We start from the raw sequence: 23,201 nt of genomic DNA, 5'->3' as shown, positions 1-23,201 counted from the left end.
ATGCCGATGATCAAGAGCGGGCACGAGGCCGAACGCATGTTCGGCGAGCAGTTCGAGGCCATGGTCCACGCCGAGCATTCGGTGGCGCACCGCGGCGACGCCTACAAGCTTTTCACCGAGGCGGGCCTCCCCGGACGCCGCATCGAGAGCTGGCACTACACCGACCTGCGCGGCCTCGTGCGGGAAGCGCTGCCGCCGGCCGCCGAGCCGGACGCCGCGGCGGTCGCGGTGGCGAAGGAGCGCCTGAAGGCCCACGAGGTGCCGGGCGCGGCGCGGTTCGTGCTGCTCGACGGCACGTATCGCCCCGACCTGTCCGACCTCGCGGCGCTGCCGGCCGGCGTGACCGTGCGTCCCGTGCTCGACGCGCTCTACACCGAGGAGCTCGATCCCGGACTCGCCGGGGCGCAGAAGCTCGGCCAGCCCGAGTCCATGCTGGCGCTGAACTCCGCCTTCCTGCAGGGCGGCGTGATGATCGACGTCGCGCCGGGCACGAAGGTCGAGGGGCCGATCGAGCTCGTGCTGATGCTGTCCGGCCGGGCGCCGGCCGCGACCTACGACCGCAGCTACATCCGCGTGGGCGACGGCGCCTCCGTCACGCTGATCGAGCGCCACGCCGCCTTCGGTGAGGCCAAGTCGCTGGCCGCCACCGTGCTGGTGGCGTCGGTGGGCGACGGCGCGAGCTTCGAGCACCTCGCCCGCGTCGACGGGCTCGGGCCGCAGGCGCTGCACCTCGGCACGGCGCTGGTGCGTATCGGCGCGGACGCCCAGTATCGGGCGACCACGCTGGTCGCGACCCCCGGCGTGACGCGGCGCCAGGCCTACGTCGAGTTCGTGGGCGAGCGCTCGTCCTCGCACCTCTACGGCGTGTCGCTGCTCGACGGGCGCAGCCACGCCGACACGACGCTGATCGTCACGCACACGGCGCCGCATTGCGAGAGCCGCGAGCTGTTCAAGCACATCCTCGCCGGCGAGGCGACGGGCATCTACCAGGGCCGCGTCGTGGTGGCCCCGGGCGCGCAGAAGACCGACGGCAAGATGCTCTCCAAGTGCATCTTCCTCGGCGACGGCGCCAACATGTACAACAAGCCGGAGCTGGAGATCTTCGCCGACGACGTGGTCTGCGGCCACGGCGCCACGGTCGGCGCGCTCGACGACGACCAGCTCTTCTACCTGCGCGCCCGCGGCATCCCGCTGCGCGAGGCTCAGGCCATGCTGCTGGAAGCCTTCGCGGACGAGGCCGTCGAGGCCGTCACCGTCGACTCCGTCAAGGACGAGATGGTGGCGCGCGTCGGCGACTGGCTGCGCCAGCACGGACGGTGACCCCATGACCGATCACGGTGTTGCGGCTTCGGCCGCCCAGCCTTCGTCCGCGTACGACGTCGAGGCGATCCGCCGGGACTTCCCGGCGCTGTCGCTGACGCCCTACGGCAAGCCGCTCGTCTACCTCGACAACGCGGCCTCGGCGCAGAAGCCGCAGGCCGTGATCGACCGCATCTCCACCGCCTACGCGACCGAATACGCCAACGTCCACCGCGGGCTGCACTACCTCGCCAACGCCGCCACCGAGGCCTTCGAGGCGGCGCGCGACACGGTGCGCGGCTTCCTCAACGCCGGGTCGGTCGACGAGATCGTCTTCACCCGGTCGGCCACGGAGGCGATCAACCTCGTCGCCTCCTCGTTCGGCCTCGCCCACATCGGCGAGGGCGACGAGATCGTGCTCTCCATCATGGAGCACCATTCCAACATCGTGCCCTGGCACTTCCTGCGCGAGCGCAAGGGCGCGGTGCTGAAGTGGGTCGGCGTCGACGAGGACGGCAACTTCGACATGGCGTCCTTCGAGGCCGCCCTGTCGCCGCGCACCAAGATCGTCGCCATGACCCACATGTCCAACATGCTGGGCACGGTGACGCCGATCGCCGAGGTGATCCGCATCGCCCACGCGCGCGGCATCCCCGTGATGGTGGACGGCTCGCAGGGCGCCGTGCACCTCGACGTCGACGTGCGGGCGCTCGACGCGGATTTCTACGTCTTCACCGGCCACAAGGTCTACGGGCCGACCGGCATCGGCGTGCTCTACGGCAAGAAGGACCTGCTCGCGTCCCTGCCGCCCTTCAACGGGGGCGGCGAGATGATCGACACGGTCACGACCGAGGACATCACCTACAACACGCCCCCGCACCGCTTCGAGGCCGGCACGCCGCCGATCGTCCAGGCGATCGGGCTCGGCGCCGCGCTCGACTACATGATGGGCATCGGCCGCGACCGCATCCGCGCCCACGAGCGCGACCTCACGGCCTACGCCCACGAGCGGCTCGGCCGCGTGAACTCGCTGCGCATCTACGGCCACGCGCCGGACAAGGGCGGCATCGTCAGCTTCACGATGGAGAACGCCCACGCGCACGACGTCGCCACCGTGATCGACCGCTACGGCGTGGCGGTGCGGGCCGGCACGCATTGCACCATGCCGCTGCTCCAGCGCTTCGGCGTGACGGCGACCTGCCGCGCGTCGTTCGGGCTTTACAACACGCGCGGAGAGGTCGATGCCCTCGCGGACGCGCTTCTGCGCGCCGAAGCGCTCTTCGCCTGAGGGTCAAGAAGATGTCCGACACCGCCGCCCCCGCCGCGCCGAACCTGCCGGAGGTCGAGGCCTCGGCGATCCCGCCGGCCGAGCTCGACACCATCACGGAAGGGCTCGTCGCGGCCCTGAAGACCGTCTACGACCCCGAGATCCCCGTCGACATCTACGAGCTCGGCCTCATCTACAAGATCGAGATCGACGATTCGAAGTTCGTCGCCATCGACATGACCCTGACGGCGCCGGGCTGCCCGGTGGCCGGCGAGATGCCGGGCTGGGTCGAGACGGCGGCCTCGGCCGTGCCGGGCGTCGCCGGCGCTCGGGTCAACATGGTCTTCGATCCGCCGTGGGACCAGAGCCGCATGTCGGACGAGGCTCGCGTCGCCCTCGACATGTGGTGAGGCCGCAGATCGCTTGAAATCGTGCCCGTCCCGTCCTTCCCTGTGGAGATCGCAGCGAAAGGGCGGGACCAGACATGGCGGGATACGAGGACGACGCCTACGGATCGTACGGCTATGGCGGGTACGGGTCGTATTACGCTTATCGATATCCGAACAACTACCTCGATGCCAGCGCCGGCCTGGATGGGCCGGGAAGCCACTACTATCTGTCCGTCTCGGCCAACGGCGCCGTCTACACGAGTTCGGCCTACGAGAGCTATGACGGCGGCGTGTTCCAGCAGAACACGATATCGAACTCCCGGTTCACCGACGTCGAGACGACGTACAAGTACAGCAACGGAGGTTACAGCTATTTCCATAGTTCGAGCGCGTCATCGCCGACGAACCCCGCGGCCGCGAGCTATGGGTATGGCTACGCTCCGAGCATACCGGGCCACTACGAGGCCTATCGCTACTCGTCCATGACGTCGACGAGCTATCGATCCGGCGCCATCACGGCGCTCGACGACCGCTTCTTCACCTACACGTCCTTCACCGACGGGAGCGCGGTCGGCTCCTACAGCGAAACGACCCAGGACCAGAGCGGCGGACGGACCGTGCCCGGATCGGTGATGACCTATCAGGTCGCGGGCTACGACTACGGGGGCGGCTACACGGTCTATCTCCACCGCTGAGGCCGGGGAGCCCGGCCCTCAGCAGGCTTCGGCGAGGTCCGCGGCATCGGCCGCGGCCAGCCACCCCTCCAGGTCCCGCTCGGCCCGCAGGCTCATCGCCCGCTTGTTGGCCTTGGCCTTCTCCGGCCCGCGCAGCTTCTTGCCCGTCTCCGAGCGCGGGGCCTCGCCGAGCGGCGGGAACAGGCCGAAGTTGACGTTCATGGGCTGGAACGACGAGGGGCCGGCGTCGATCGTCTCGATGTGGCCGCCGGTGATGTGGTTGATCAGCGCGCCGATCGCGGTCGTGGCCGGCGGCATCGCAGGCTCCTCGCCGCGCCGCTCGGCCGCCGCCATGCGGCCCGCCATCAGGCCAACCGCGGCGCTCTCGACGTAGCCCTCGCATCCGGTGATCTGCCCGGCGAAGCGCAGCCGCGGCATGGCTTTGAGCCGAAGCCGGCCGTCGAGCAGCCGCGGCGAGTTGATGAATGTGTTGCGGTGCAGCCCGCCGAGCCGCGCGAACTCGGCCTTCTCCAGGCCGGGGATGGTGCGGAACACCTCGACCTGCGCGCCGTGCTTCAGCTTCGTCTGGAAGCCGACCATGTTGTAGAGCGTGCCGAGCGCGTTGTCCTGGCGGAGCTGGACGATGCCGTAGGGCTTCACGGTCGGGTCGCGCGGGTTGGTGAGCCCCACGGGCTTCATCGGCCCGTGGCGCAGCGTTTCGCGCCCGCGCTCGGCCATGACCTCGATGGGCAGACAGCCGTTGAAGTAGGGCGTGCCCTCCCATTCCTTGAAGGACGTCGTCTCGCGGCTCAGCAGCGCGTCGACGAAGGCCTGATACTGGTCGCGGTCGAGCGGGCAGTTGATGTAGTCGAGCCCGTTGCCGCCCGGCCCGACCTTGTCGTAGCGCGACTGGTACCAGGCCTTGTCGAAGTCGATCGAGTCCTTGTGGACGATGGGCGCGATGGCGTCGAAGAAGGCGAGGTGCTCCTCGCCGCCGACGCCGGCGATGGCCTGGGCGAGCCCCGGCGAGGTGAGCGGGCCGGTCGCCACGATCACGCTGCTCCAGTCCTCGGGCGGCAGGCCGTCCACCGCCTCGCGGCGGACCTCGATCAGCGGCTCCTCCTGGATCGCGCGCGTAACCGCGGCCGAGAAGCCGTCGCGGTCGACCGCCAGCGCGCCCCCGGCCGGCACCTGATGCCGGTCCGCGCAGTGCATGATGAGCGAGCCGAGCCGCCGCATCTCGCGGTGGATCACGCCCACCGCGTTGCCGAGCGCGTCGTCCGAGCGGAAGGAGTTGGAGCAGACGAGCTCGGCGAGGTCGGTGGTCTTGTGCGCGTCGGTGGGCCGGACGGGGCGCATCTCGTGCAGCACGACGGGGAGGCCGGCGCGGGCGATCTGCCACGCCGCCTCGGAGCCGGCGAGGCCGCCGCCGATGACGTGGATGGGTTCGGGCTGTGTGGTCGACATGCCGAAACCTACGGGACCGGCGCGGCACGGGCAAGGCGGACGGTCCCGCCGCTCCATCCCAGCGCGGGCGGGGATGAGCGGACCGGAACGAAGACGCCCGCCGGAGCGGGGGCTCGCGGCGGGCGGGAACGATGGGCGTCGGGTGCGAGGCTCAGGCCTCGTCGGTGCTCTGGCGGACCAGGGCGGCGATGTCGGCCCGGCCGATGCCGAGGTCGTTCAGCTCGCGGTCGGACAGGCGGGACAGCTCGCGCACGGAGTCGCGGTAGCGGCGCCAGGCGGCGATCTTCAGGGTCAGGGACTTCAGCATGGAGTTTCTCCGTTCTTGGTGAGCCTCCGGCGGCCGCGGAAGCGCGGCGCGGGGGCGTCGGGGTCATGCCCACCCACACACAACGGCGGGCATGTCGCGTCCCCGAGCCGGGACGGCTCGGGACGGGATCTCGGGCTCAGGCCGCCAGCGAGGTCGGCGCGTGGGCGGCCCAGGCCGGGCCGATGTGGGCGTCGTCGTTGGCCGCGGGCACGAAGGCCGGCTCGATCTCGTGGAACGTGCCGTCGGCCACGAAGGGGATGTCGCCGCGGCCGATGCCGAGGTCGGCCAGCTCGCGGTCGTTCAGCAGGGACAGCTCGCGGATCGTCTCGCGGCGCAGGCGCCAGGCGGCGTAGCGGGTCATGATGGATGCGATCATGGGGGGCTCCATTCGTTGTCGCCCCGAGGGCCGGCGGATCCGGCGATGGAGCGATGGTCCGCGTGCCCGCCCACACACAATGGCGGCCACGGTGTTCGCCGGCTCCGGGCCGGCACCTCCGCCACGGCGTCGTGGCGGCGGAGGGGTCAGGCCGCGACCGACCGGCGGGCGTGAGTGCCCCAGGACGGGGCCATGGTGCCGACCGGCTCGCGGGCGGAACGCGCGACGGTGCCCTCGGGGGCCGGCGCCCGCGACATCTCCTCGACGACGCCGCGGATGTCGGAGCGGCACAGGCCGAGGTCGGCCAGCTCGCGATCGGACAGGCGGGACAGCTCGCGGATGGCCTCGCGCTCGCGGCGCCAGGAAGCGATGAAGTTCAGCATCGAAAGGTTCCTTGTTGTTCGCGGCACGAGGCGCGTCGCCCCGTCCCGCTCGACCTTTGATGCAGTGCAATATACGCAGATTCGCCGATGCGAGAAGCCAGACTCGCAACCGTCTGATATGCGCAAGATGCGGGGCTTCGTTCACGTCCAGGTAGGGATTGAGGCGAAAATCGCGTCACACAAGCGACAAAGACGGCATTTAGCCCTCCTGCAGCGCTCCGCTCATGTGAAATTTGCATGACAGGATGGGGGCGACCGGCGGGGTGGAACCGCTTGCGACCGGGATCGTCCGGCGGCGGCGGAGCGCGTGGCGGCCGACCGGGACATCCATATGGTGCGTTGCAAAAACGCGATGGGCCGGAGCAAGCTCCTGGCCAGCCATCGCGGCCGCGGCGAGGCGGCCTTGATCGCGGCTCCTCGGCCGACGCTCCGCTTCCCGGCGCAGTCTGACGGCTTCGGTCGCTCGGCCGTGCTCGCGACGGCGGGCGGGGGGCTCGCGATCCGGGCCGCCCCCGCTATTCCGCGGCGGCCTGCAGCGGGCGGCGCGCCAGCACGTCGCGCAGGAAGCGCCCGGTGTGGCTGGCCGGGTTGCGGGCGACCTCCTCGGGCGAGCCTGTCGCCACGATGCGGCCGCCGCCGTCGCCGCCCTCGGGGCCGAGGTCGACGATGTGGTCGGCCGTCTTGATGACCTCGAGGTTGTGCTCGATCACTACCACCGTGTTGCCCTGGTCGACCAGCTCCTGCAGCACCTCGAGGAGCTTGCGCACGTCCTCGAAGTGCAGGCCCGTGGTGGGCTCGTCGAGGATGTAGAGCGTGCGGCCCGTGGAGCGGCGCGACAGCTCCTTGGACAGCTTCACGCGCTGCGCCTCGCCGCCCGACAGGGTGTTGGCCTGCTGCCCGACCTTGACGTAGCCGAGGCCGACGCGCGCCAGCGTCTTCATCTTGTCGCGGATCGAGGGCACGGCCTTGAACAGGTCGGCCGCCTCCTCGACCGTCATGTCGAGCACGTCGGCGATGGAGTGGTCGCGGTACTTCACGTCGAGCGTCTCGCGACCGTAGCGCTTGCCCTTGCACACGTCGCAGGTGACGTAGACGTCGGGCAGGAAGTGCATCTCGATCTTGATGACGCCGTCGCCCTGGCAGGCCTCGCAGCGCCCGCCCTTGACGTTGAACGAGAAGCGCCCCGGCCCGTAGCCGCGCGCCTTCGATTCCGGCAGGCCGGCGAACCAGTCGCGGATGGGCGTGAAGGCGCCCGTGTAGGTGGCGGGGTTCGAGCGCGGCGTGCGGCCGATCGGCGACTGGTCGATGTCGATGACCTTGTCGAGGAATTCCAGGCCCTCCACGGCGTCGTGCGGCGCGGGGTGCTCGGCGCCGCCGCCGAGTCTGCGCGCCGCCGCCGCGAAGAGGGTGTCGATCACCAGGGTCGACTTGCCGCCGCCCGACACGCCCGTGATGCACGAGAAGGTGCCGAGCGGCACCTCCATGGTGACGTTCTTGAGGTTGTTGCCCCGCGCGTTGACGACCTTGAGGGACTGGCCCTCCTTGGCGGCGCGGCGCCGGCGCGGCACGCCGACGGTCTTGCGGCCGGCGAGGTAGTCGCCGGTCAGCGAGGCGGGGTTGGACATGATCTCGCGCGGCGTGCCGGCTGCCACGATGTGGCCGCCGTGCACGCCCGCACCGGGGCCCACGTCGACCACGTAGTCGGCGCTGAGGATCGCGTCCTCGTCGTGCTCGACCACGATCACGCTGTTGCCGAGGCTTTTCAGGCGCTGCAGCGTGCCGAGCAGCCGCTCGTTGTCGCGCTGGTGGAGGCCGATCGAGGGCTCGTCGAGCACGTAGAGCACGCCGGTGAGGCCCGAGCCGATCTGGCTGGCTAGGCGGATGCGCTGGCTTTCGCCGCCCGACAGCGTGCCGGCGCCGCGGCCGAGCGTGAGGTAGTCGAGCCCGACGTCGATCAGGAAGCGCAGCCGGTCGCGGATCTCTTTGAGGATCCGCACCGCGATCTCGTTGCGCTTGTCGTCGAGCTGCGCCGGCAGGGCGTCGAACCAGGCGATCGCCTTGCGGATCGAAAGCTCAGCGGCCGACGAGATCGTCCTGTCCGCGATCCGCACCGCCAGCGCCTCGGGCTTGAGGCGCGCGCCCGCGCAGGTGGGGCAGGGCACCGCGCCCATGTAGCGGCCGATCTCCTCGCGGATGAACTCCGAGTCGGTCTCCTTGAAGCGCCGGTCGAGGCTGCGCACCACGCCCTCGAAGGGCTTCGACACCCCGTAGGCGCGCGAGCCGTCGTCGTACTGGAAGCGGATCACCTCCTCGCCCGAGCCGAACAGCACGGCGTCGCGGAAGCTCTGGGGCAGGGCGTTCCACTTGGTGTCGAGCTTGACCTTGTAGTGGCGTGCCAGCGCGTCGAGCGTCTGCGCGTAATAGGGCGAGGACGACTTCGACCAGGGCGAAATGGCGCCGCGCTTCAGGCTCAGCGTCGGGTCCGGCACGACCCGCTCGGCGGCGACCTGCATCTGCGAGCCGAGCCCGGCGCAGACCGGGCAGGCGCCGAACGGGTTGTTGAAGGAGAACAGCCGCGGCTCGATCTCGGGGATGGTGAAGCCCGACACCGGGCAGGCGAACTTCGACGAGAAGACCACCTCCTTCGGCGAGCCCTCCGGCGGCTCGTCGGCGAACTCGACGACCGAGATGCCGTCGGCCAGCTCCAGCGCGGTCTCGAAGGACTCGGCGAGGCGCGTCGCCATGTCGGGGCGCACCGCGATGCGGTCCACCACGACGCCGATGTCGTGCTTGAACTTCTTGTCGAGCGTCGGCGCCTCGTCGAGCGGGTAGAACTCGCCGTCGACCTTCAGGCGCTGGAATCCCTTGCGCTGGAATTCGGCGATCTCCTTGCGGTACTCGCCCTTGCGGCCGCGCACCACGGGCGCGATCAGGTAGAGGCGCGTGTTCGGCGGCAGGGCCAGCACGCGGTCCACCATCTGGCTGACAGTCTGGCTCTCGATCGGCAGGCCCGTCGCGGGCGAATAGGGGATGCCGATGCGCGCCCACAGGAGGCGCATGTAGTCGTAGATCTCGGTGACGGTGCCGACCGTGGAGCGCGGGTTCTTCGAGGTCGTCTTCTGCTCGATCGAGATGGCGGGCGACAGGCCGTCGATCTGGTCGACGTCGGGCTTGCCCATCATCTCCAGGAACTGGCGCGCGTAGGCGGACAGCGATTCCACGTAGCGGCGCTGTCCTTCCGCGTAGATGGTGTCGAAGGCCAAAGATGATTTGCCCGAGCCCGACAGGCCGGTGAAGACCACCAGCTTGTCGCGCGGGATGGTGAGGTCGACGTTCTTGAGGTTGTGCTCGCGCGCGCCCCGCACCACGATGCTGTCGCGGTCGGGCAGGCGGGGCGGCTCGGCGTCGAACAGCTTCTCCAGCGCGGCGTCGCTCATCTCCGCGGGCGCGGCCGGCCCGGGGGCCGCCTCCGCGGCCGCGCCCTTGATGGCCCTGACCTTGCGGACGATGCGCGGGGCAGGGGTTTCGGCGGCTTCGGGCGCCTCTGCGGCCGCTTCGGCCTTGCGGGTGCGGGAGCGGGGCTGTTGCGCCATGGAGGGACGGGTTCCAGGATGAGGACGGCCGGCCGCGGAACCGGTTTCGCCTCCATATAGGGGTGCCATGCCGTATCGGCACCGCCGCCGTTTCGCGCTTACCACGGATGTGCTAGGGAACATAGAGGGAACGGGTCGGCGGAGTTTGGTAACCGCCGCCTTGTAGGAACGGGTCAAGGTCGGGTCCGGCGCCGCGTCGCGCGCCGAGGGCCCACACTCATCGAGGTCCCGAGGAGGGCACCATGTCGGGCAGCGTCAACAAGGTCATTCTGGTCGGAAACCTGGGCAAGGATCCCGAGGTGCGCCGCATGCAGTCGGGCGACGCGGTGGTGAACCTGCGCCTCGCCACCACGGAATCCTGGCGCGACAAGGCGTCCGGCGAGCGCAAGGAGAAGACGGAGTGGCACTCCGTCGTGATCTTCAACGAGAACCTCGCCAAGGTGGCCGAGCAGTACCTGAAGAAGGGCTCGAAGGTCTACGTCGAGGGCCAGCTCCAGACCCGCAAGTACAACGACAAGGACGGCAACGAGCGCTACAGCACCGAGGTGGTGCTGCAGCGCTTCCGCGGCGAGCTGACCATGCTGGAAGGCCGCAACAGCGGCGGCGGCGGCTTCGCGGGCGACGACGACCGCGGCTCCTTCGACCGCGGCGGCGACCGGGGCGGCGACCGCCCGTCCTTCGGCCGCTCCTCGCCGATGGACCGCGGCGGCAACTCCGGCGGCGGCGGCCGCGGCGGCTCCATGTCGGACGCGATCGACGACGACATCCCGTTCTGATGACGGGTTTCCTTCTCCCGTGGAACGGGAGAAGGATCGCGCACGCCGTCCTGAGCTAGACTGTCCTGATGACCGACCTTTCCGCCGACCTCGCCCGCACCCGCGCCGACTACGAGAGCTTCAAGGCCCGCGGCCTCAAGCTCGACATGACGCGGGGCAAACCCTCGCCCGAACAGCTGTCGCTGTCGGACGCCATGCTGCTGCCGCAGGGCAACCGCGACACCACCACGGCGGCCGGCGAGGACGCGCGCAACTACGGCGGGGACCTGCGCGGCCTGCCAGAGGTCCGCGCCCTGTTCGGCGAGGCGCTCGGCCTGACGGCGGACGCCATCGTGCTCGGCAACAACTCGTCCCTCGCCCTGATGCACGACTGCATCGTGTGGGCGCTGCTCAAGGGCGTGCCGGGCGGTGAGCGGCCCTGGTCCAGGGAGGCCTCGCCGGCCTTCATCTGCCCCGTGCCGGGCTACGACCGCCACTTCGGCCTGACCGAGGAGTTCGGCTTCCGCCTGCTGCCGGTGCCGCTCACGGGGCAGGGCCCCGACATGGACGCGGTCGAGGCGCTCGCCGCCGACCCGTCCGTGAAGGGCATGTGGTGCGTGCCGCGCTACTCGAACCCGACCGGCGAAACCTACGCCGACGAGACCGTGCGCCGCCTCGCCGCGATGAAGACGGGCGCGCCGGACTTCCGCCTGTTCTGGGACGACGCCTACGCGGTCCACCACCTGACCGAGCGCCGCACGCCGCTGGCCTCGATCCTCGACCTCGCCCGCGAGGCCGGCCACCCGGACCGCGCCTTCTGCTTCGCCTCGACCTCCAAGGTCACGCTGGCCGGCGCCGGCGTCGCGCTCTTCGCCTCATCGCCCGCCAACGTGTCCTGGTTCCTGGCGCGGGCCGGGCGCCGCACCATCGGCTCCGACAAGCTGAACCAGCTCCGCCACCTGCGCTTCCTGCGCGACGCCGAAGGGCTGCACGCCCACATGGTCCGGCACCGCGATCTGATCGGCCCGAAGTTCGACGCCGTGCTCCGCGCGCTGGAGCGGCGGCTCGGCGGCACCGGTCTCGCGCGCTGGTCGCGGCCCGAGGGCGGCTACTTCATCAGCGTCGACGCCGTGCCGGGCACAGCCTCCCGCGTCGTGGCGCTCGCCAAGGCGGCCGGCCTGGCGCTGACCCCCGCGGGCGCGACCTGGCCCGGCGGGCGCGACCCGGAGGACGCCAACCTGCGCCTCGCCCCCACCTTCCCCAAGCTCGGCGACGTCGAGGCCGCGGCCGAGGGCATCGCCATCTGCATCGCGCTCGCGGGGCTCGAGAAGCGCGCCGAGGACACCGCCGCGGCCTGAGGCGGACAGCGTCCTTCCGCCTGTAAAACCTCGCGGATCGTCCTCTCGACACCCATATAGAACCGAGATCAGAACCGCCGGCGCGCCAGCGCCGGGCCGTCCGCGAAGGGATGCCACTTGGCCGACACCGACGACAGAATCGAAGATCCGAACGGCATCCGGCCCGTCTCCATCGCGGACGAGATGAAGCGCTCCTACCTCGATTACGCCATGAGCGTGATCGTGTCGCGCGCGCTGCCCGACGTGCGCGACGGCTTCAAGCCGGTGCACCGGCGCATCCTGTTCTCCATGCAGGAGAACAACCACCTGCCGGACCGCGCCTACGTCAAGTCGGCCCGCATCGTCGGCGACGTGATGGGCAAGTACCATCCGCACGGCGACACCGCGATCTACGACGCGCTGGTCCGCATGGCGCAGTCCTTCTCGATGCGCCTGCCGTTGATCGACGGCCAGGGCAACTTCGGCTCGGTCGACGGCGACCCGCCGGCGGCCATGCGCTACACCGAGTCGCGCCTCGCGCCGCCCTCGCTGGCCCTGATCCAGGACATCGACGAGAACACCGTCGACTTCCAGGACAACTACGACGGCAAGGAGAAGGAGCCGGTCGTGTTGCCGGCCCGCTACCCGAACCTGCTCGTCAACGGCGCGGGCGGCATCGCGGTCGGCATGGCGACCAACATCCCGCCCCACAACCTCGGCGAGGTGATCGACGCGACCCTGGCCCTGATGGACCGGCCCGAGATCGAGCTTGAGGAGCTGATGGGGATCGTGCCGGGGCCGGACTTCCCCACCGGCGGCACGATCCTCGGCCGCGCCGGCGTCCGCCAGGCCTACACCACGGGCCGCGGCTCCATCGTCATGCGGGCCCGCATCACGACCGAGGAGATCCGCCGCGACCGCACGGCGCTGATCGTCCAGGAGATCCCCTACCAGGTCAACAAGACGACCCTGCAGGAGAAGATCGCCGAGGCGGTGCGCGACAAGCGCATCGAGGGCATCTCCGAGATGCGCGACGAGTCCGACCGCGACGGCATGCGGATCGTGATCGAGCTGAAGCGCGACGCCGTGCCGGACGTGGTGCTGAACCAGCTCTACCGCTTCAGCCAGCTCCAGTCCTCCTTCGGCGCCAACATGATCGCGCTGAACGGCGGCCGGCCGGAGATGCTGAACCTCAAGGACTTCCTCGTCGCCTTCGTGGACTTCCGCGAGGAGGTGGTGACGCGGCGCACGAAGTTCAGGCTCGCCAAGGCCCGCGCGGCGGCGCACGTGCAGGTCGGCCTCGCCATCGCGGTCGCCAACATCGACGAGGTGATCCGCCTGATCCGCACCTCGCCCGACACCGGCACGGCACGCGAGGCCCTGATGGGCCGCGACTGGCCGGCGCTCGACATGGCGCCGCTGATCGCCCTCATCGCCGACCCGCACCACACGCTGAAGGAGGACGGCACCTACCGCCTCTCCGAGGCGCAGGCCCGCGCCATCCTGGAGCTCAGGCTCGCCCGCCTCACCGCCCTCGGCCGCGACGAGATCGCGGAAGCCCTGAACAAGCTCGCCGCCGAGATCGCCGACCTGCTCGACATCCTGGGCTCGCGCACGCGCATCTTCGACATCGTCCGCGGCGAGCTCGAGGCCATCAAGCTCGCCCACGCGACGCCGCGCATGACCGAGATCCTCGACAGCGCCGCCGACATGGAGGACGAGGACCTCATCGCCCGCGAGGACATGGCGATCACGGTCAGCCACGCCGGCTACGTGAAGCGGGTGCCGCTCTCGACCTACCGGGCGCAGCGCCGCGGCGGCAAGGGCCGCTCGGCCATGCAGACGCGCGACGAGGACTTCGTCGCCCGCATCTTCGTGGCCAACACGCACCAGCCCGTGCTGTTCTTCTCGTCGCTCGGCCAGGCCTACAAGATGAAGGTGTGGCGCCTGCCGCTCGCCGCCCCGCAGGCGCGCGGCAAGGCCTTCGTCAACCTGCTGCCGCTGGAGCAGGGGGAGCGCATCACCACCATCATGCCGCTGCCCGAGGACGAGGGCGACTGGGCCAAGCTCGACGTGGTCTTCGCGACCACGCGCGGCACGGTCCGGCGCAACAAGCTGTCGGACTTCGCCCAGGTGAACCGCTCGGGCAAGATCGCCATGAAGCTCGACGAGGGCGAGTCCATCGTCGACGTGCAGATCTGCTCGGAGGACGACGACATTCTGCTCACCACGGCGGGCGGGCAGTGCATCCGCTTCGCGGTCAACGACGTGCGCGTGTTCAAGGGCCGCGACTCGATGGGTGTGCGCGGCATCACGCTCGCCAAGGACGACGGCGTGATCTCGCTCGCCGTGCTGCGCCACACCGACGCCGATTCCGGCGAGCGCATCGCTTTCCTCAAGATGCGCCGCGCCGTCGAGGGCGAGACGGGCGAGGACGACATCGAGAAGGAGGTCGTGGGCGCGGAGGGCGCCGTGCCGGACGCGCCCGCCACGCTGTCGCAGGAGCGCTACGCCGAGCTGTCGGCACGCGAGCAGGTGATCCTCACCATCTCCGAGCGGGGCTTCGGCAAGCGGACCTCGTCCTACGAGTACCGGCTCACCGGGCGCGGCGGCAAGGGCATCGGCGCCATGGCGGTGAACGCCCGCAACGGCAAGCTCGTGGCCTCCTTCCCGGTCGAGCACAGCGACGGGATCATGCTGGTCACGGACGGCGGCCAGCTCATCCGCTGCCCGGTCGAGGGCATCCGCGTCGCGGGCCGCAACACGCAGGGCGTGATCGTGTTCAACACGGCGGCGGGCGAGAGGGTGGTGTCCGTGGACCGCATCGCCGAGGTGGGGGCGGAGAACGGCGAGGCCGGCCTGCCGGACGCGGACGGCGAGGCGTGACGATGCGGACGGCCCTCTACACGGGGTCGTTCGACCCGTTGACCAACGGCCACCTCGACGTGATCCGGGCCGCGGCCCGGATCTGCGACGTGCTGGTGGTGGCGGTCGGCCGCCACGCCACCAAGCAGCCGATGCTGAGCCACGACGCCCGCGTCGCCCTGATCCGCGACGAGGCCGGGCCCGTCGTGGCCGCGGCCGGGGCCGTGCTGCGCGTCGAGAGCTTCTCGGGCCTCGCCGTCGTGGCGGCGCGCGACGTCGGCGCCACGGTCATCGTGCGCGGCCTGCGCGGCGCGACCGACCTCGACGACGAGATGAGCATGGCGGGCATGAACGCCGCCATGGCGCCCGACCTGCAGACCGTGTTCGTGCCGGCGGCGCCGGGCTCGCGCGCCGTCACCGCCACCCTGGTCCGGCAGATCGCCGCCATGGGCGGCGACGTGTCGGTTTTCGTGCCGCCGGGCGTGGCGGCGGCGCTGAGGGCGGCGCGGGAGCGGGGGTAGGGCCTGGTGCCCTCGCGTCGTCCGGTCTGCCGCGAGGGTCGCCCCTGGACGTCACGGGATGGCGGGCGAGATCCATGTGGCCAGTTCGGCGTCGGAGGCTTTCGACACGGGGCGACCGGCCGGGACGGACACCCTCAGCCCGAGATAGAAGGGACGCCGATGATCCGCTTCGGCCACGCCGGGCGCGACCATAGGCCGGTCGGCGGGGTCGAAACCGGCGAAGAACAGCCGCCAAGCCCCATGCGGGCCACGCGTCATGGAAGCGACGCCGGGGCTCACCACGCGCTCGCCCGTGTATCCGGGCCAGGTCGGGAATTGCGACTGCACCAGGTAGCGGACCTCCCGCGCGCCCGCCTGCCCCCACACACCTTGGACGTCCGCCTCGAGCACCTTGCGATAGCGCCCGCCCGAGGGCGGGAGGAGCGCGTCGGACCAGGCTACCCCGGCCTTGTAGCCGACCTGCTGACAGGCACCGGTCGAATAAAGCAATGCGTATTTGTCGGCGATCCTGACGAGGTAAGGAGCCTCGACCAGCTTCGCCGCTGTGGTCCCGTAATCCTCGGACAGCAGGGGGCCGAAGCGGTCCCCCGTGGTCAGCAGCGTCGTGGGTTCGACCGCCGCCGATCGCGTCGGTGTCAGCATCGGCTGGATCACGATGCCGTTGCGCAGGGCAGGCTTGGGAGCGAAGTTCCTGACATAGAGCAGGTAGAGCTGCCCGCCGTCGAGAAAGTATTTGCCGTCGTAATTGCCCTCGGCCGGATCGGAGAACGACCCCGACAGCACCGCGTCAGCCGCCCAGGCGATGGGCGTCGCGCCCGGCGCCGGAGCGCTCGCCGCATGCGCGTGCACCAGCACGGTCCAATGGTCGGGATGGGCGGCATTCTTGACGCCGATCGCCAGCACGGCGTGCCAAGTGCCGGCGTCGTCCTGGAAGGCGTCGACGTTCTGGAAGTTGGTCACCGTCGCCATGGCGGCCGTGATCTGGGCGCCGAGGCTCCCGACGCCGACCGTGAGCGGCGTCGAGGTGAAGCACCCTGGAGACAGCGGATAGGTGCAGGCCAGCACCGCTTTGGTGGTCCCCGTGAACACCTGCCGCCCGTCGCCGGCCGCGAAGCGGACGGGATAGGGGTCGGAGAAATATCCGGAGCCGTCGGCGCCGACCGTCGTCATCGGCCTGATCGGTAGGCCGCGAGGCTCGCTCGGTCCGTCCGCGGCCTCGCCCCCGTCGGCCGCTCTCGCGATCGTCAGGCCTGCCGACATCAAGCCCGCGGCGACGACGATGGGGCACCAGGCCGCCATCCCCACTCGGACGATCGACGATCCACGCATGAAGCTCCTCCGGACGACAGCCGTCGATGGGAGGACATCCGGCGAAGGCATCGATACCGTCGATCGGCGTCGTCCCCGCGCTCCCGTCGGGCGCGCGGGGAAAAGCTCGGCGTTTCCCGTCCGCGGCCCCCGGCCTGAAGATCCCATCTTCGACCCAGGGGCGCAAGAGACCGTCTGTCGCGGCTTCCGCTCACTTCCCGCGCGAGCTTCGAGCGGGGTCCCGCCGATGATCGGAGCCCGACGGCGCCCGGAGGGTCGAAGGTCGGCATCACACGCCTCTCAGCCGGCGCTGCGCGTCGGCCACGACCTCCTCGGCGCGCTTCCGCGGCCGCGCGAGCGAGCGCCCGTCCTCCAGGCGCCCGCGCGTCTCCGCCTCCGGACGCCGCGCCACTCGCGCCGCCGCATGCGTCATGGCGGCGACGAGGCGGGCCGCCGTGCGGCGCGGCATGCCCTCGACCAGCGCCGTGAGGGTCCGCACCGCCATCACCGAATGGCCGATCGCCGGCCCGCTCAGGATGAACACCCGCGCGGCCAGCTCCGGTGAGGCCCCCACGGCGGCCAGCGCCAGCGCCAGCGGCTCGCCCTTGGGGTCGTCAATCAGGCGCCACACGTCGTCGAGCCGGATGTTCAGCGCGGTCGCCAGCGCCGTGTCGAACCCGTCCCGGTCCGGCGCCATCACGGCCCGCTCGATCCGCTCCAGCGCGGCCGTCTCCTCGGGCGTGAGCCGCGTTCGGCCCATGTCGGGCCCGAGGTCGTCGCGCCGCGCCGCCAGGATGATGGCGGCGCGGTCCGCGCTGTCGGCGAACAGGAACAGCGGCGCGCGCTCGGAGGCCGGCGCGTCCCGCTTCAGCAGCGCGCTGCCGAGGGCCGCGTCGTCGCGGGCCCGGCGCACGAGATAGCGGAACACGTCGATCCCCACCGGCGCGGCCATGTTCTCCGCCACGGCGAGCAGCACCTCGCGCTCGGGACGCTCGACGAGGCTCGACACCACGTCCGGCGACAGGTCCGGCCGCGAGGCCACGGCCAGGGCCAGGGCGGGCCTGCCCCAGCCGGCGGCGTGCAGCATCGCGCCTCCGCCGACCGCCGCCCGCGCCAGCATGGGGGCCGCGGTCGCGTCGTCCCCGCCGAGGAAGCGGTCGACGAGGCTGCGCGGCGTCGCGGGATGGCCGGCGAGCTTGTCGGCCACGGCGGACCGGACCTCGGCGTCCGCGTCGTCGAGCAGGCGGCCGATCATGTCCTCGAACTGGGCGAGGTCGCCGGGCGCGTGATGGAGGCGACGGACGAACATGTCCACGAGCACCCGCAGCAGGACGGGGCGGATGTCGACGTTCGGCGTGCGGCCGAGCCGGACCAGGCGCTCCAGCGATCCCCGAAGGTCGTCGTGGTCCATACGCGATGTCCCTGAATCGAATATTGATGCGCTGTTCCGGTTTTACGGCCCGATCGTTGATGCCGTGTTAACCTTCGGCCGTCCTTATCGGCGGTAGAGGCAGGGCACGCCGGGCCCGTCCCAGTCGCGCGGATTCGCGGACGGGAGACCGGCGTTCTCGACGTTTCACGCTGGAGCCCATCGCCTTTTGTCGGCGCGGCTCCAGGGCGCGCCTCGGCCATCGTGACCGAATCGACCTCGTCGAGGACAGCCGCATGCAGAACGTCGTCAGCCTCCTGCCAGACCGTCCCCGGCCCCAGCGCGCCCTCGGCGTGCCGCGCGACGGCGCCCGCATCCTGTTCTTCACCGGCGTGCGCTACTGCCGCGAGGACGCCGATGAGCCGGCGCGGCTCGAAGCGCCGGACCACCGCCGCGCGGTCCCGTCAGGACGGTCGTTCGACGCGGCAGCTCACGGCTGACAGGGCGCGCCGCGCCTCGGCGTCGCCGCCGACGCGCGGGAGCACGTCGACCCTGACGAAGCCCCGCGGCTCCGGCGCGACCACGCGGACGTCCCGCACCGGCGCGTCAGCGGCGTCCCGGTCCTTCGCGGCCTCGAGCTGGCGCGCGGTCATCACGACGATGTCGAGCCTGTCGTCGATCCGGGACCGGTCGTTGAGGCCGTAGAAGGCCACGCCGGAGCGCGAATGCAGCGTCATCGCCGTGAAGGCCTCGCCGTCGACCGGGGCCACGACCCGCAGCGGGCCGCGGTCGAGGTCGTAGCGGCACACCGCGCTCGCCACGGACGGATCGCCGCCCGGCAGGACCGCGCCCGGCGAGCCGGCGCGCGGCAGCACCGACACGCCGTTCTCGGGCGTGGCGGCCGCGAGCCGGGCGAAGGCGTCGTCCGGCGCGACCCGCGGCAGGATCAGCAGCGACGCCACGTGGACGATGCCCGCGGCGAACACGATGGCCAGGAGCGTGAGGGCGGCGACGATCCCGCGCTGGCTCACGATTTCGTCCCCCCGCAGCCCTGGCGGACGATGCTGGGGAGGGCCGCGTCCGCCACCTCCCCCGCATTGCCGGCCAGGGACGTGTCGTAGAGGCGCAGCGTCAGGGTCAGCGGGCCCTCGCCCGACAGCATCAGCCAGTTCCCCGGCCGCGCCTCGGGGCCGACCTCGACGGCGACCCGGCCCGCCTCGTCGCGGACGACGCCCGAAGACGTGAAGGCCGTGCGCCGCGCCGGGTCGCCCAGCGCGCGTCCGGCCGGGTCGGTCGCCGTCAGCGTCCAGAAGCGCGCGGGCGGGACGTCGCCGGCCAGGCGGTAGGTGCAGGTCCGTAGGAGGCGGTAGCCCGTGTCGTCCGTCGTGGCCGTGAAGCTCAGGCCCTCGCTGGCCGCCAGGGGGACGGCGCCGGTCCGGGCGAGTTCGGCCCGGGCGTATGGGTCGATCGCCGTGGTGCCGACCTTGGGCCGCGTCACCCAGGGGCCGATCGCGACCGCGCCGGGGTCCCAGCCGCGGCCGACCACGACCGCGGTGGCGGCGAGGCCGAGCGCGAGGCCGACGCACAGGATGCCCAGCGCGCCGGCGCCGGGCAGGACGGGCGAGCGCGCCCGTTCGCCGAGGCCGTCCGTCGCCCGCCGGGGCAGGGCGGGGGCGCGGCCGTGGGGCGATACCGCCGTCACGGGATGCGGGGCGCCGCGGCGTCCCGGGCCTCGGACGCGAAGGCCTCGTCGCCGGCCAGCCGCGGTCGCCCGGCGTCGGACACCAGCGACGCGATGGCGCCGAGCGCCGCCGCGGCGCGCGGCGACAGCGTGGAGCGGTCGTTGCCGGCCGGCCGCGTGTTGCCGGCCAGGGGCGCCGCCGCCGCGACCGCCACGGCCTGACCCGACGGGCCGAGGCCGAAGGGCGGGCGCGCCTCGGTGCCGGCCTGGGCGAATTCCATGATGTCGTGCCAGGTCTGGGCCGGCAGCGTGCCGCCCGTCACCTTGTCCATGGGCGAATAGTCGTCGTTGCCGAACCAGACCACCGCCACGTAGTTGCCCGTGAAGCCGCAGAACCAGGCGTTGCGGTACTCGTTCGTGGTCCCGGTCTTGCCGACCGCGACGGCGTCGTCGAGGCGGGCGGCCCGCCCCGTCCCGTCCGTCACCACCCGGGCCAGCATGGTGTTCAGCATCGCGACGTCGGCCGCGGGGGCCACCTGACGGGGCTGCGGCCCGTCGCGGTCGTGGCGGTACACGAGGTCGCCGTGGCCGTCCTTGATGTCCACGGCCGCGAAGGGCTGCACGCGCTTGCCGCCGTTGGCGAAGCCCGCATAGGCGGTCGCCATGTCGATGGCCGTGACCTCGCGGGCGCCGATGGGCAGCGACACCGTGTCTTCGAGCGGCGTGGTGATGCCGAGCGCGTGCGCCAGGGCGACGATCTTGGCGCGGCCCGCGCGGGGCGAGCCGTTGCCGACGGCGATCGACAGCTTGATCGCCACGGTGTTGAGCGAGTGGGCCAGGGCGGCCCACAGCGGCAGCGTGCCCATCTGCTCGCCCTCGAAGTTGCGCACGCAATAGTCGCCGATGCACACCGGCGAGTCCGTCACGGGCGTGGTCGGCTTGAACCTGCCGGTTTCGAGCGCCGCGAGGTAGACGAAGGGCTTGAAGGAGGAGCCGGGCTGGCGCTGCGCCACGATGGCGCGGTTGAACTGGCTGGCGCCGTAGTCGCGCCCGCCCACGATGGCCCGCACGGCGCCGTCCGGCTCCATCAGCACCATGGCGCTCTGCTTGGCGTGGAAGGCCGGGCCCTTCTCGCGGAGCTGGTCCTCGATCACGGATTCGCTGCGGGCCTGGATGGCGGAGTCGAGCGCCGTGCGGACGGTCAGCACGCGGCTCGACCCGAGCTTGCCGGCCAGGGCCAGCCGGCGCACCTCGTCGTAGGCGAAGTCGAGGTACCAGTCAGGGGCGACCTCGCGGGTGCGGTCCACCGGCGTCGCGGGGTTGCGGCGGGCCGGGTACACCTGCCCTTCGGTCATGTAGCCGGCGTCGACGAGGTTCGACAGCACGTCGCCGGCGCGGGCGCGGGCGGCCGGCAGGTTGATGTGGGGCGCGTATTTGGTGGGCGCCTTGAACAGGCCGGCCAGCATGGCGGCCTCCGGCAGCGTGACGTCGCGCACCGACTTGCCGAAGTAGAATTCCGAGGCCGCCTGGATGCCGAAGGTGCCGCCGCCCATGTAGACGCGGTCGAGGTAGGTCTGCAGGATCTCGCGCTTCGTCAGGTGGTGCTCCAGCCACAGCGCCAGATAGGCCTCCTTGATCTTGCGCGAGAAGGTGCGCTCGTTGGACAGGAACAGGTTCTTGGCGAGCTGCTGGGTCAGGGTCGAGCCGCCCTGCACCACGCCGGACGAGCCGGCGTTGACGGTGAGCGCCCGCGCGGTGCCGATCGGGTCGATCCCGTAGTGGTCGAAGAAGCGCCGGTCCTCCGTGGCCAGCACGGCCTGGATCAGGTAGGGCGGCATCTGCGACACGGGCACGCTGTCGTCGTGCAGGATGCCGCGGCGCCCGACCTCCACGCCCGTGCGGTCGAGGAAGGTGACGGCGAGGTCCTGTTTCTTCAGCCAGTCGTCGCTGGTCTCGTGGAACGCGGGGATCGCCAGCGCCAGGGCCACGATCCCGGCGCCGAGCCCCAGCGTCAGCCCCTCGCAGGCGATCTCAACCGCCCAGCGGCGCCAGCCGAAGACGGCGAAGCGCTCGGTGAAGATGGAGAAGCGCTCGTAAGCGTCCAGCGTGCCGCGGCCGCGCTCGAACACGAAGCTGTCGAACCATCCGTCGAAGGACAGCAGGACCCGCCGCAGCCGCGCACCGAACCCTTCGCCGCCTCGCACCACGCAACGCTCCTGCCGCGACGGCAGCCCGTCGCTGATGGTCCGCACCCGCGCCGCGCCCCGGAAGCGCCCTTGACGGCCCGGGTGCCGAAGCGCAACTCCGGCGAGGCCGCGGCGGGTCCGGCCGGCCCCGCCCATCCTACCCGCAACCGAGCGCGATGACCGACCCTTTCTGGCGTAGACCCCTGTCGTCCTTAACCCAGCTTGAATGGGAAAGCCTCTGCGACGGCTGCGGCCGCTGCTGCCTGGTCAAGCTCGAGGACGAGGACACGGGCCGGATCCTCTATACCGACGTCGCCTGCACGCTCTACGACGCGGGCGCGTGCCGCTGCGCCGACTATCCCGGGCGGCAGGGCCGCGTGCCCGACTGCGTCAAGCTGACCCCCGAGGCGGTCGCCGAGCTCGACTGGCTGCCGCCGACCTGCGCCTACCGCCTGGTCGAGCAGGGGCAGGACCTCGCCTGGTGGCATCACCTGAAGTCGGGCAGCCGCGACACCGTGCACGAGGCCGGCGTCGGGGTGCGCGGCAGGATCGGCGCGATGGAGCACGACGTCGCCGTCGAGGATCTGCCGGACCGCATCGTGACCTGGCCGGACCGATGGCCGAAACGGGCCAAGCGGCCGCGCTGAAGCTTCACCGCCCGGCCGCCTCCGCGATCCAGGCGCGGTAGGGCGCGAGCCAGATCGCCTGCGTGAGCGCGCCGCACCGGCGCCGGCCGTCCCCCGCGGACCACAGCGTCAGGGCCGCGACCGCGCCGGACGCGTCGAGAACCGGGCCGCCGGAATCGCCCGTGCAGGCCCCCGCGCCGCCGTGCGACGGGTCCTCGGCCCAGAGCAGGACATCCGAGAGCGGCGCGCGGGCGGCGAGGTCCGCCGCGCGCAGGCGCCCCGAGGACCGCGGCTCGCCTTCCCGCGCGAGGCCGAAGCCCGCGACGGTGAAGCGGGAGCCGACCGCGGTGCCGGCCTCGCTCCCGAGGACGGCGGGCCGGAAGGCCGTGGGCAGCGGCTCCGGCAGGCTCACCACTGCGAGGTCGACCGAGCGCTCGCGCCTGGCGATGGCGTCGGCGCGGTAGCCGGGATGGCGGACCACGCCCGCGACGGGCAGCAGCACCGGCGCGCCCGCGGCGTCCCTGTAGTGGATGCGGATGTCGGCGCCCGGCGGAACGCAATGGGCGGCCGTCAGCACGGCGCGGGGCGCGACCACGACCCCGGTGCAAAAGCCCGCCGCGGAGCCCTGCCGCTGAAGCACCATGACGGCGCTGTCGGCGACCGCGCTGGAGGCGTCGCGCGAGGGGCCGACCACGGCGAGGGCGGGATGACCGGCGCAGGCCAGCGCAGCGGCGGCGGCGGCGCGGCGGAGGGCGCCACGCCTCGCCGTGATGCCGCGGGCGTCCGCCACCTTCCTCC

General features: G+C 71.6%; 21 protein-coding genes. 10 read left to right on the top strand and 11 right to left on the bottom strand.

Annotation, left to right across the window (positions count from 1 at the left end):
• The 4 genes from sufD to L7N97_RS03255 all read left to right on the top strand — a co-directional run bounded on the left by sufD (window position 1) and on the right by L7N97_RS03255 (window position 3,650).
• A complete protein-coding gene (sufD, locus tag L7N97_RS03270; RefSeq protein WP_237476938.1) occupies window positions 1-1,320 on the top strand; it encodes a Fe-S cluster assembly protein SufD in 1,320 nt (439 codons plus the stop codon).
• 4 nt (window positions 1,321-1,324) lie between these two features.
• On the top strand, window positions 1,325-2,587 hold the full coding sequence (locus L7N97_RS03265) for a cysteine desulfurase (protein WP_237476937.1): 1,263 nt from the start codon (window positions 1,325-1,327) through the stop codon (window positions 2,585-2,587).
• 11 nt (window positions 2,588-2,598) lie between these two features.
• Window positions 2,599-2,976: an SUF system Fe-S cluster assembly protein gene (locus L7N97_RS03260; protein WP_237476936.1), complete on the top strand. Its 378-nt coding sequence runs from the start codon at window positions 2,599-2,601 to the stop codon at window positions 2,974-2,976.
• A 74-nt stretch (window positions 2,977-3,050) separates the two neighbouring features.
• On the top strand, window positions 3,051-3,650 hold the full coding sequence (locus tag L7N97_RS03255) for a hypothetical protein (protein ID WP_237476935.1): 600 nt from the start codon (window positions 3,051-3,053) through the stop codon (window positions 3,648-3,650).
• Window positions 3,651-3,668: 18 nt separating this feature from the next.
• On the opposite strand, the gene trmFO is transcribed toward L7N97_RS03255, so the two are convergent.
• From trmFO to uvrA, 5 genes are all read right to left on the bottom strand, one after another.
• On the bottom strand, window positions 3,669-5,096 hold the full coding sequence (trmFO, locus tag L7N97_RS03250; protein ID WP_237476934.1) for a methylenetetrahydrofolate--tRNA-(uracil(54)-C(5))-methyltransferase (FADH(2)-oxidizing) TrmFO: 1,428 nt from the start codon (window positions 5,094-5,096) through the stop codon (window positions 3,669-3,671).
• 151 nt (window positions 5,097-5,247) lie between these two features.
• Window positions 5,248-5,403, bottom strand: coding sequence for a DUF1127 domain-containing protein (locus tag L7N97_RS03245; protein ID WP_237476933.1), 156 nt, complete (start codon window positions 5,401-5,403; stop codon window positions 5,248-5,250).
• Window positions 5,404-5,539: 136 nt separating this feature from the next.
• Window positions 5,540-5,779, bottom strand: coding sequence for a DUF1127 domain-containing protein (locus tag L7N97_RS30130; protein ID WP_309242755.1), 240 nt, complete (start codon window positions 5,777-5,779; stop codon window positions 5,540-5,542).
• 146 nt (window positions 5,780-5,925) lie between these two features.
• On the bottom strand, window positions 5,926-6,162 hold the full coding sequence (locus L7N97_RS30125) for a DUF1127 domain-containing protein (RefSeq protein ID WP_309242754.1): 237 nt from the start codon (window positions 6,160-6,162) through the stop codon (window positions 5,926-5,928).
• A gap of 515 nt (window positions 6,163-6,677) precedes the next feature.
• Window positions 6,678-9,755, bottom strand: coding sequence for an excinuclease ABC subunit UvrA (gene uvrA / locus L7N97_RS03230; RefSeq protein WP_237476932.1), 3,078 nt, complete (start codon window positions 9,753-9,755; stop codon window positions 6,678-6,680).
• 242 nt (window positions 9,756-9,997) lie between these two features.
• On the opposite strand from uvrA, the gene ssb reads away from it, so the two are divergent.
• The 4 genes from ssb to coaD all read left to right on the top strand — a co-directional run bounded on the left by ssb (window position 9,998) and on the right by coaD (window position 15,233).
• Window positions 9,998-10,531, top strand: coding sequence for a single-stranded DNA-binding protein (gene ssb, locus L7N97_RS03225; RefSeq protein ID WP_237476931.1), 534 nt, complete (start codon window positions 9,998-10,000; stop codon window positions 10,529-10,531).
• A gap of 68 nt (window positions 10,532-10,599) precedes the next feature.
• Window positions 10,600-11,868, top strand: a complete 1,269-nt coding sequence (locus tag L7N97_RS03220) for an aspartate aminotransferase type Ic (protein WP_237476930.1) — start codon at window positions 10,600-10,602, stop codon at window positions 11,866-11,868.
• A 117-nt stretch (window positions 11,869-11,985) separates the two neighbouring features.
• Window positions 11,986-14,733 (top strand): DNA gyrase subunit A, encoded by a 2,748-nt coding sequence (gene gyrA / locus L7N97_RS03215; RefSeq protein WP_237476929.1) that lies wholly within the window; start codon window positions 11,986-11,988, stop codon window positions 14,731-14,733.
• Window positions 14,734-14,735: 2 nt separating this feature from the next.
• On the top strand, window positions 14,736-15,233 hold the full coding sequence (coaD, locus tag L7N97_RS03210; protein WP_237482021.1) for a pantetheine-phosphate adenylyltransferase: 498 nt from the start codon (window positions 14,736-14,738) through the stop codon (window positions 15,231-15,233).
• Between the two features lie 51 nt (window positions 15,234-15,284).
• Here coaD and L7N97_RS03205 read toward each other — a convergent pair whose 3' ends face one another.
• On the bottom strand, window positions 15,285-16,403 hold the full coding sequence (locus L7N97_RS03205; protein WP_237476928.1) for a family 43 glycosylhydrolase: 1,119 nt from the start codon (window positions 16,401-16,403) through the stop codon (window positions 15,285-15,287).
• Between the two features lie 427 nt (window positions 16,404-16,830).
• Complete coding sequence (locus L7N97_RS03200) at window positions 16,831-17,952, bottom strand: DUF2336 domain-containing protein (protein ID WP_237476927.1); 1,122 nt, start codon at window positions 17,950-17,952, stop codon at window positions 16,831-16,833.
• Window positions 17,953-18,206: 254 nt separating this feature from the next.
• Here L7N97_RS03200 and L7N97_RS03195 point away from each other — a divergent pair, with 254 nt between their 5' ends.
• Window positions 18,207-18,410 (top strand): hypothetical protein, encoded by a 204-nt coding sequence (locus L7N97_RS03195; protein ID WP_237476926.1) that lies wholly within the window; start codon window positions 18,207-18,209, stop codon window positions 18,408-18,410.
• On the opposite strand, the gene L7N97_RS03190 is transcribed toward L7N97_RS03195, so the two are convergent.
• From L7N97_RS03190 to L7N97_RS03180, 3 genes are read right to left on the bottom strand one after another with little or no spacing between them, the layout of a single operon-like run.
• The gene (locus L7N97_RS03190; RefSeq protein WP_237476925.1) at window positions 18,375-18,941 is read right to left on the bottom strand and encodes a DUF1254 domain-containing protein; all 567 of its coding nucleotides are present in this window, start codon (window positions 18,939-18,941) and stop codon (window positions 18,375-18,377) included. The two genes, L7N97_RS03195 and L7N97_RS03190, sit on opposite strands and share 36 nt — an antisense overlap.
• Window positions 18,938-19,612 carry a DUF1214 domain-containing protein gene (locus tag L7N97_RS30120; RefSeq protein WP_237476924.1) on the bottom strand — a complete coding sequence of 225 codons (675 nt, stop codon included), beginning with the start codon at window positions 19,610-19,612 and terminating at the stop codon, window positions 18,938-18,940. Before L7N97_RS30120 ends, L7N97_RS03190 begins: the two co-directional genes overlap by 4 nt.
• Window positions 19,609-21,798 (bottom strand): transglycosylase domain-containing protein, encoded by a 2,190-nt coding sequence (locus L7N97_RS03180; protein ID WP_237476923.1) that lies wholly within the window; start codon window positions 21,796-21,798, stop codon window positions 19,609-19,611. The genes L7N97_RS30120 and L7N97_RS03180 overlap by 4 nt, the downstream gene beginning before the upstream one ends.
• A 155-nt stretch (window positions 21,799-21,953) precedes the next feature.
• Between L7N97_RS03180 and L7N97_RS03175 the strand changes: the two genes are divergently transcribed.
• A complete protein-coding gene (locus tag L7N97_RS03175) occupies window positions 21,954-22,424 on the top strand; it encodes a YcgN family cysteine cluster protein (protein ID WP_237476922.1) in 471 nt (156 codons plus the stop codon).
• A gap of 4 nt (window positions 22,425-22,428) precedes the next feature.
• On the opposite strand, the gene L7N97_RS03170 is transcribed toward L7N97_RS03175, so the two are convergent.
• Window positions 22,429-23,193 carry a S1 family peptidase gene (locus tag L7N97_RS03170; protein ID WP_237476921.1) on the bottom strand — a complete coding sequence of 255 codons (765 nt, stop codon included), beginning with the start codon at window positions 23,191-23,193 and terminating at the stop codon, window positions 22,429-22,431.
• Window positions 23,194-23,201 lie beyond the last annotated feature (8 nt).

This window comes from Lichenibacterium dinghuense, from assembly GCF_021730615.1.
Lineage (GTDB): Bacteria > Pseudomonadota > Alphaproteobacteria > Rhizobiales > Beijerinckiaceae > Lichenihabitans > Lichenihabitans dinghuensis.
The sequence above is the reverse complement of the archived record's forward strand: the minus strand, read 5'-3'. Positions and strand labels throughout refer to the sequence as shown.

Coding starts and splice junctions, on each gene's coding strand:
- sufD (WP_237476938.1), top strand. CDS start 1: ATGCCGATGATCAAGAGCGGGCACGAGGCCGAACGCATGTTCGGCGAG.
- L7N97_RS03265 (WP_237476937.1), top strand. CDS start 1,325: ATGACCGATCACGGTGTTGCGGCTTCGGCCGCCCAGCCTTCGTCCGCG.
- L7N97_RS03260 (WP_237476936.1), top strand. CDS start 2,599: ATGTCCGACACCGCCGCCCCCGCCGCGCCGAACCTGCCGGAGGTCGAG.
- L7N97_RS03255 (WP_237476935.1), top strand. CDS start 3,051: ATGGCGGGATACGAGGACGACGCCTACGGATCGTACGGCTATGGCGGG.
- trmFO (WP_237476934.1), bottom strand. CDS start 5,096: ATGTCGACCACACAGCCCGAACCCATCCACGTCATCGGCGGCGGCCTC.
- L7N97_RS03245 (WP_237476933.1), bottom strand. CDS start 5,403: ATGCTGAAGTCCCTGACCCTGAAGATCGCCGCCTGGCGCCGCTACCGC.
- L7N97_RS30130 (WP_309242755.1), bottom strand. CDS start 5,779: ATGATCGCATCCATCATGACCCGCTACGCCGCCTGGCGCCTGCGCCGC.
- L7N97_RS30125 (WP_309242754.1), bottom strand. CDS start 6,162: ATGCTGAACTTCATCGCTTCCTGGCGCCGCGAGCGCGAGGCCATCCGC.
- uvrA (WP_237476932.1), bottom strand. CDS start 9,755: ATGGCGCAACAGCCCCGCTCCCGCACCCGCAAGGCCGAAGCGGCCGCA.
- ssb (WP_237476931.1), top strand. CDS start 9,998: ATGTCGGGCAGCGTCAACAAGGTCATTCTGGTCGGAAACCTGGGCAAG.
- L7N97_RS03220 (WP_237476930.1), top strand. CDS start 10,600: ATGACCGACCTTTCCGCCGACCTCGCCCGCACCCGCGCCGACTACGAG.
- coaD (WP_237482021.1), top strand. CDS start 14,736: ATGCGGACGGCCCTCTACACGGGGTCGTTCGACCCGTTGACCAACGGC.
- L7N97_RS03205 (WP_237476928.1), bottom strand. CDS start 16,403: ATGACGACGGTCGGCGCCGACGGCTCCGGATATTTCTCCGACCCCTAT.
- L7N97_RS03200 (WP_237476927.1), bottom strand. CDS start 17,952: ATGGACCACGACGACCTTCGGGGATCGCTGGAGCGCCTGGTCCGGCTC.
- L7N97_RS03195 (WP_237476926.1), top strand. CDS start 18,207: ATGCAGAACGTCGTCAGCCTCCTGCCAGACCGTCCCCGGCCCCAGCGC.
- L7N97_RS03175 (WP_237476922.1), top strand. CDS start 21,954: ATGACCGACCCTTTCTGGCGTAGACCCCTGTCGTCCTTAACCCAGCTT.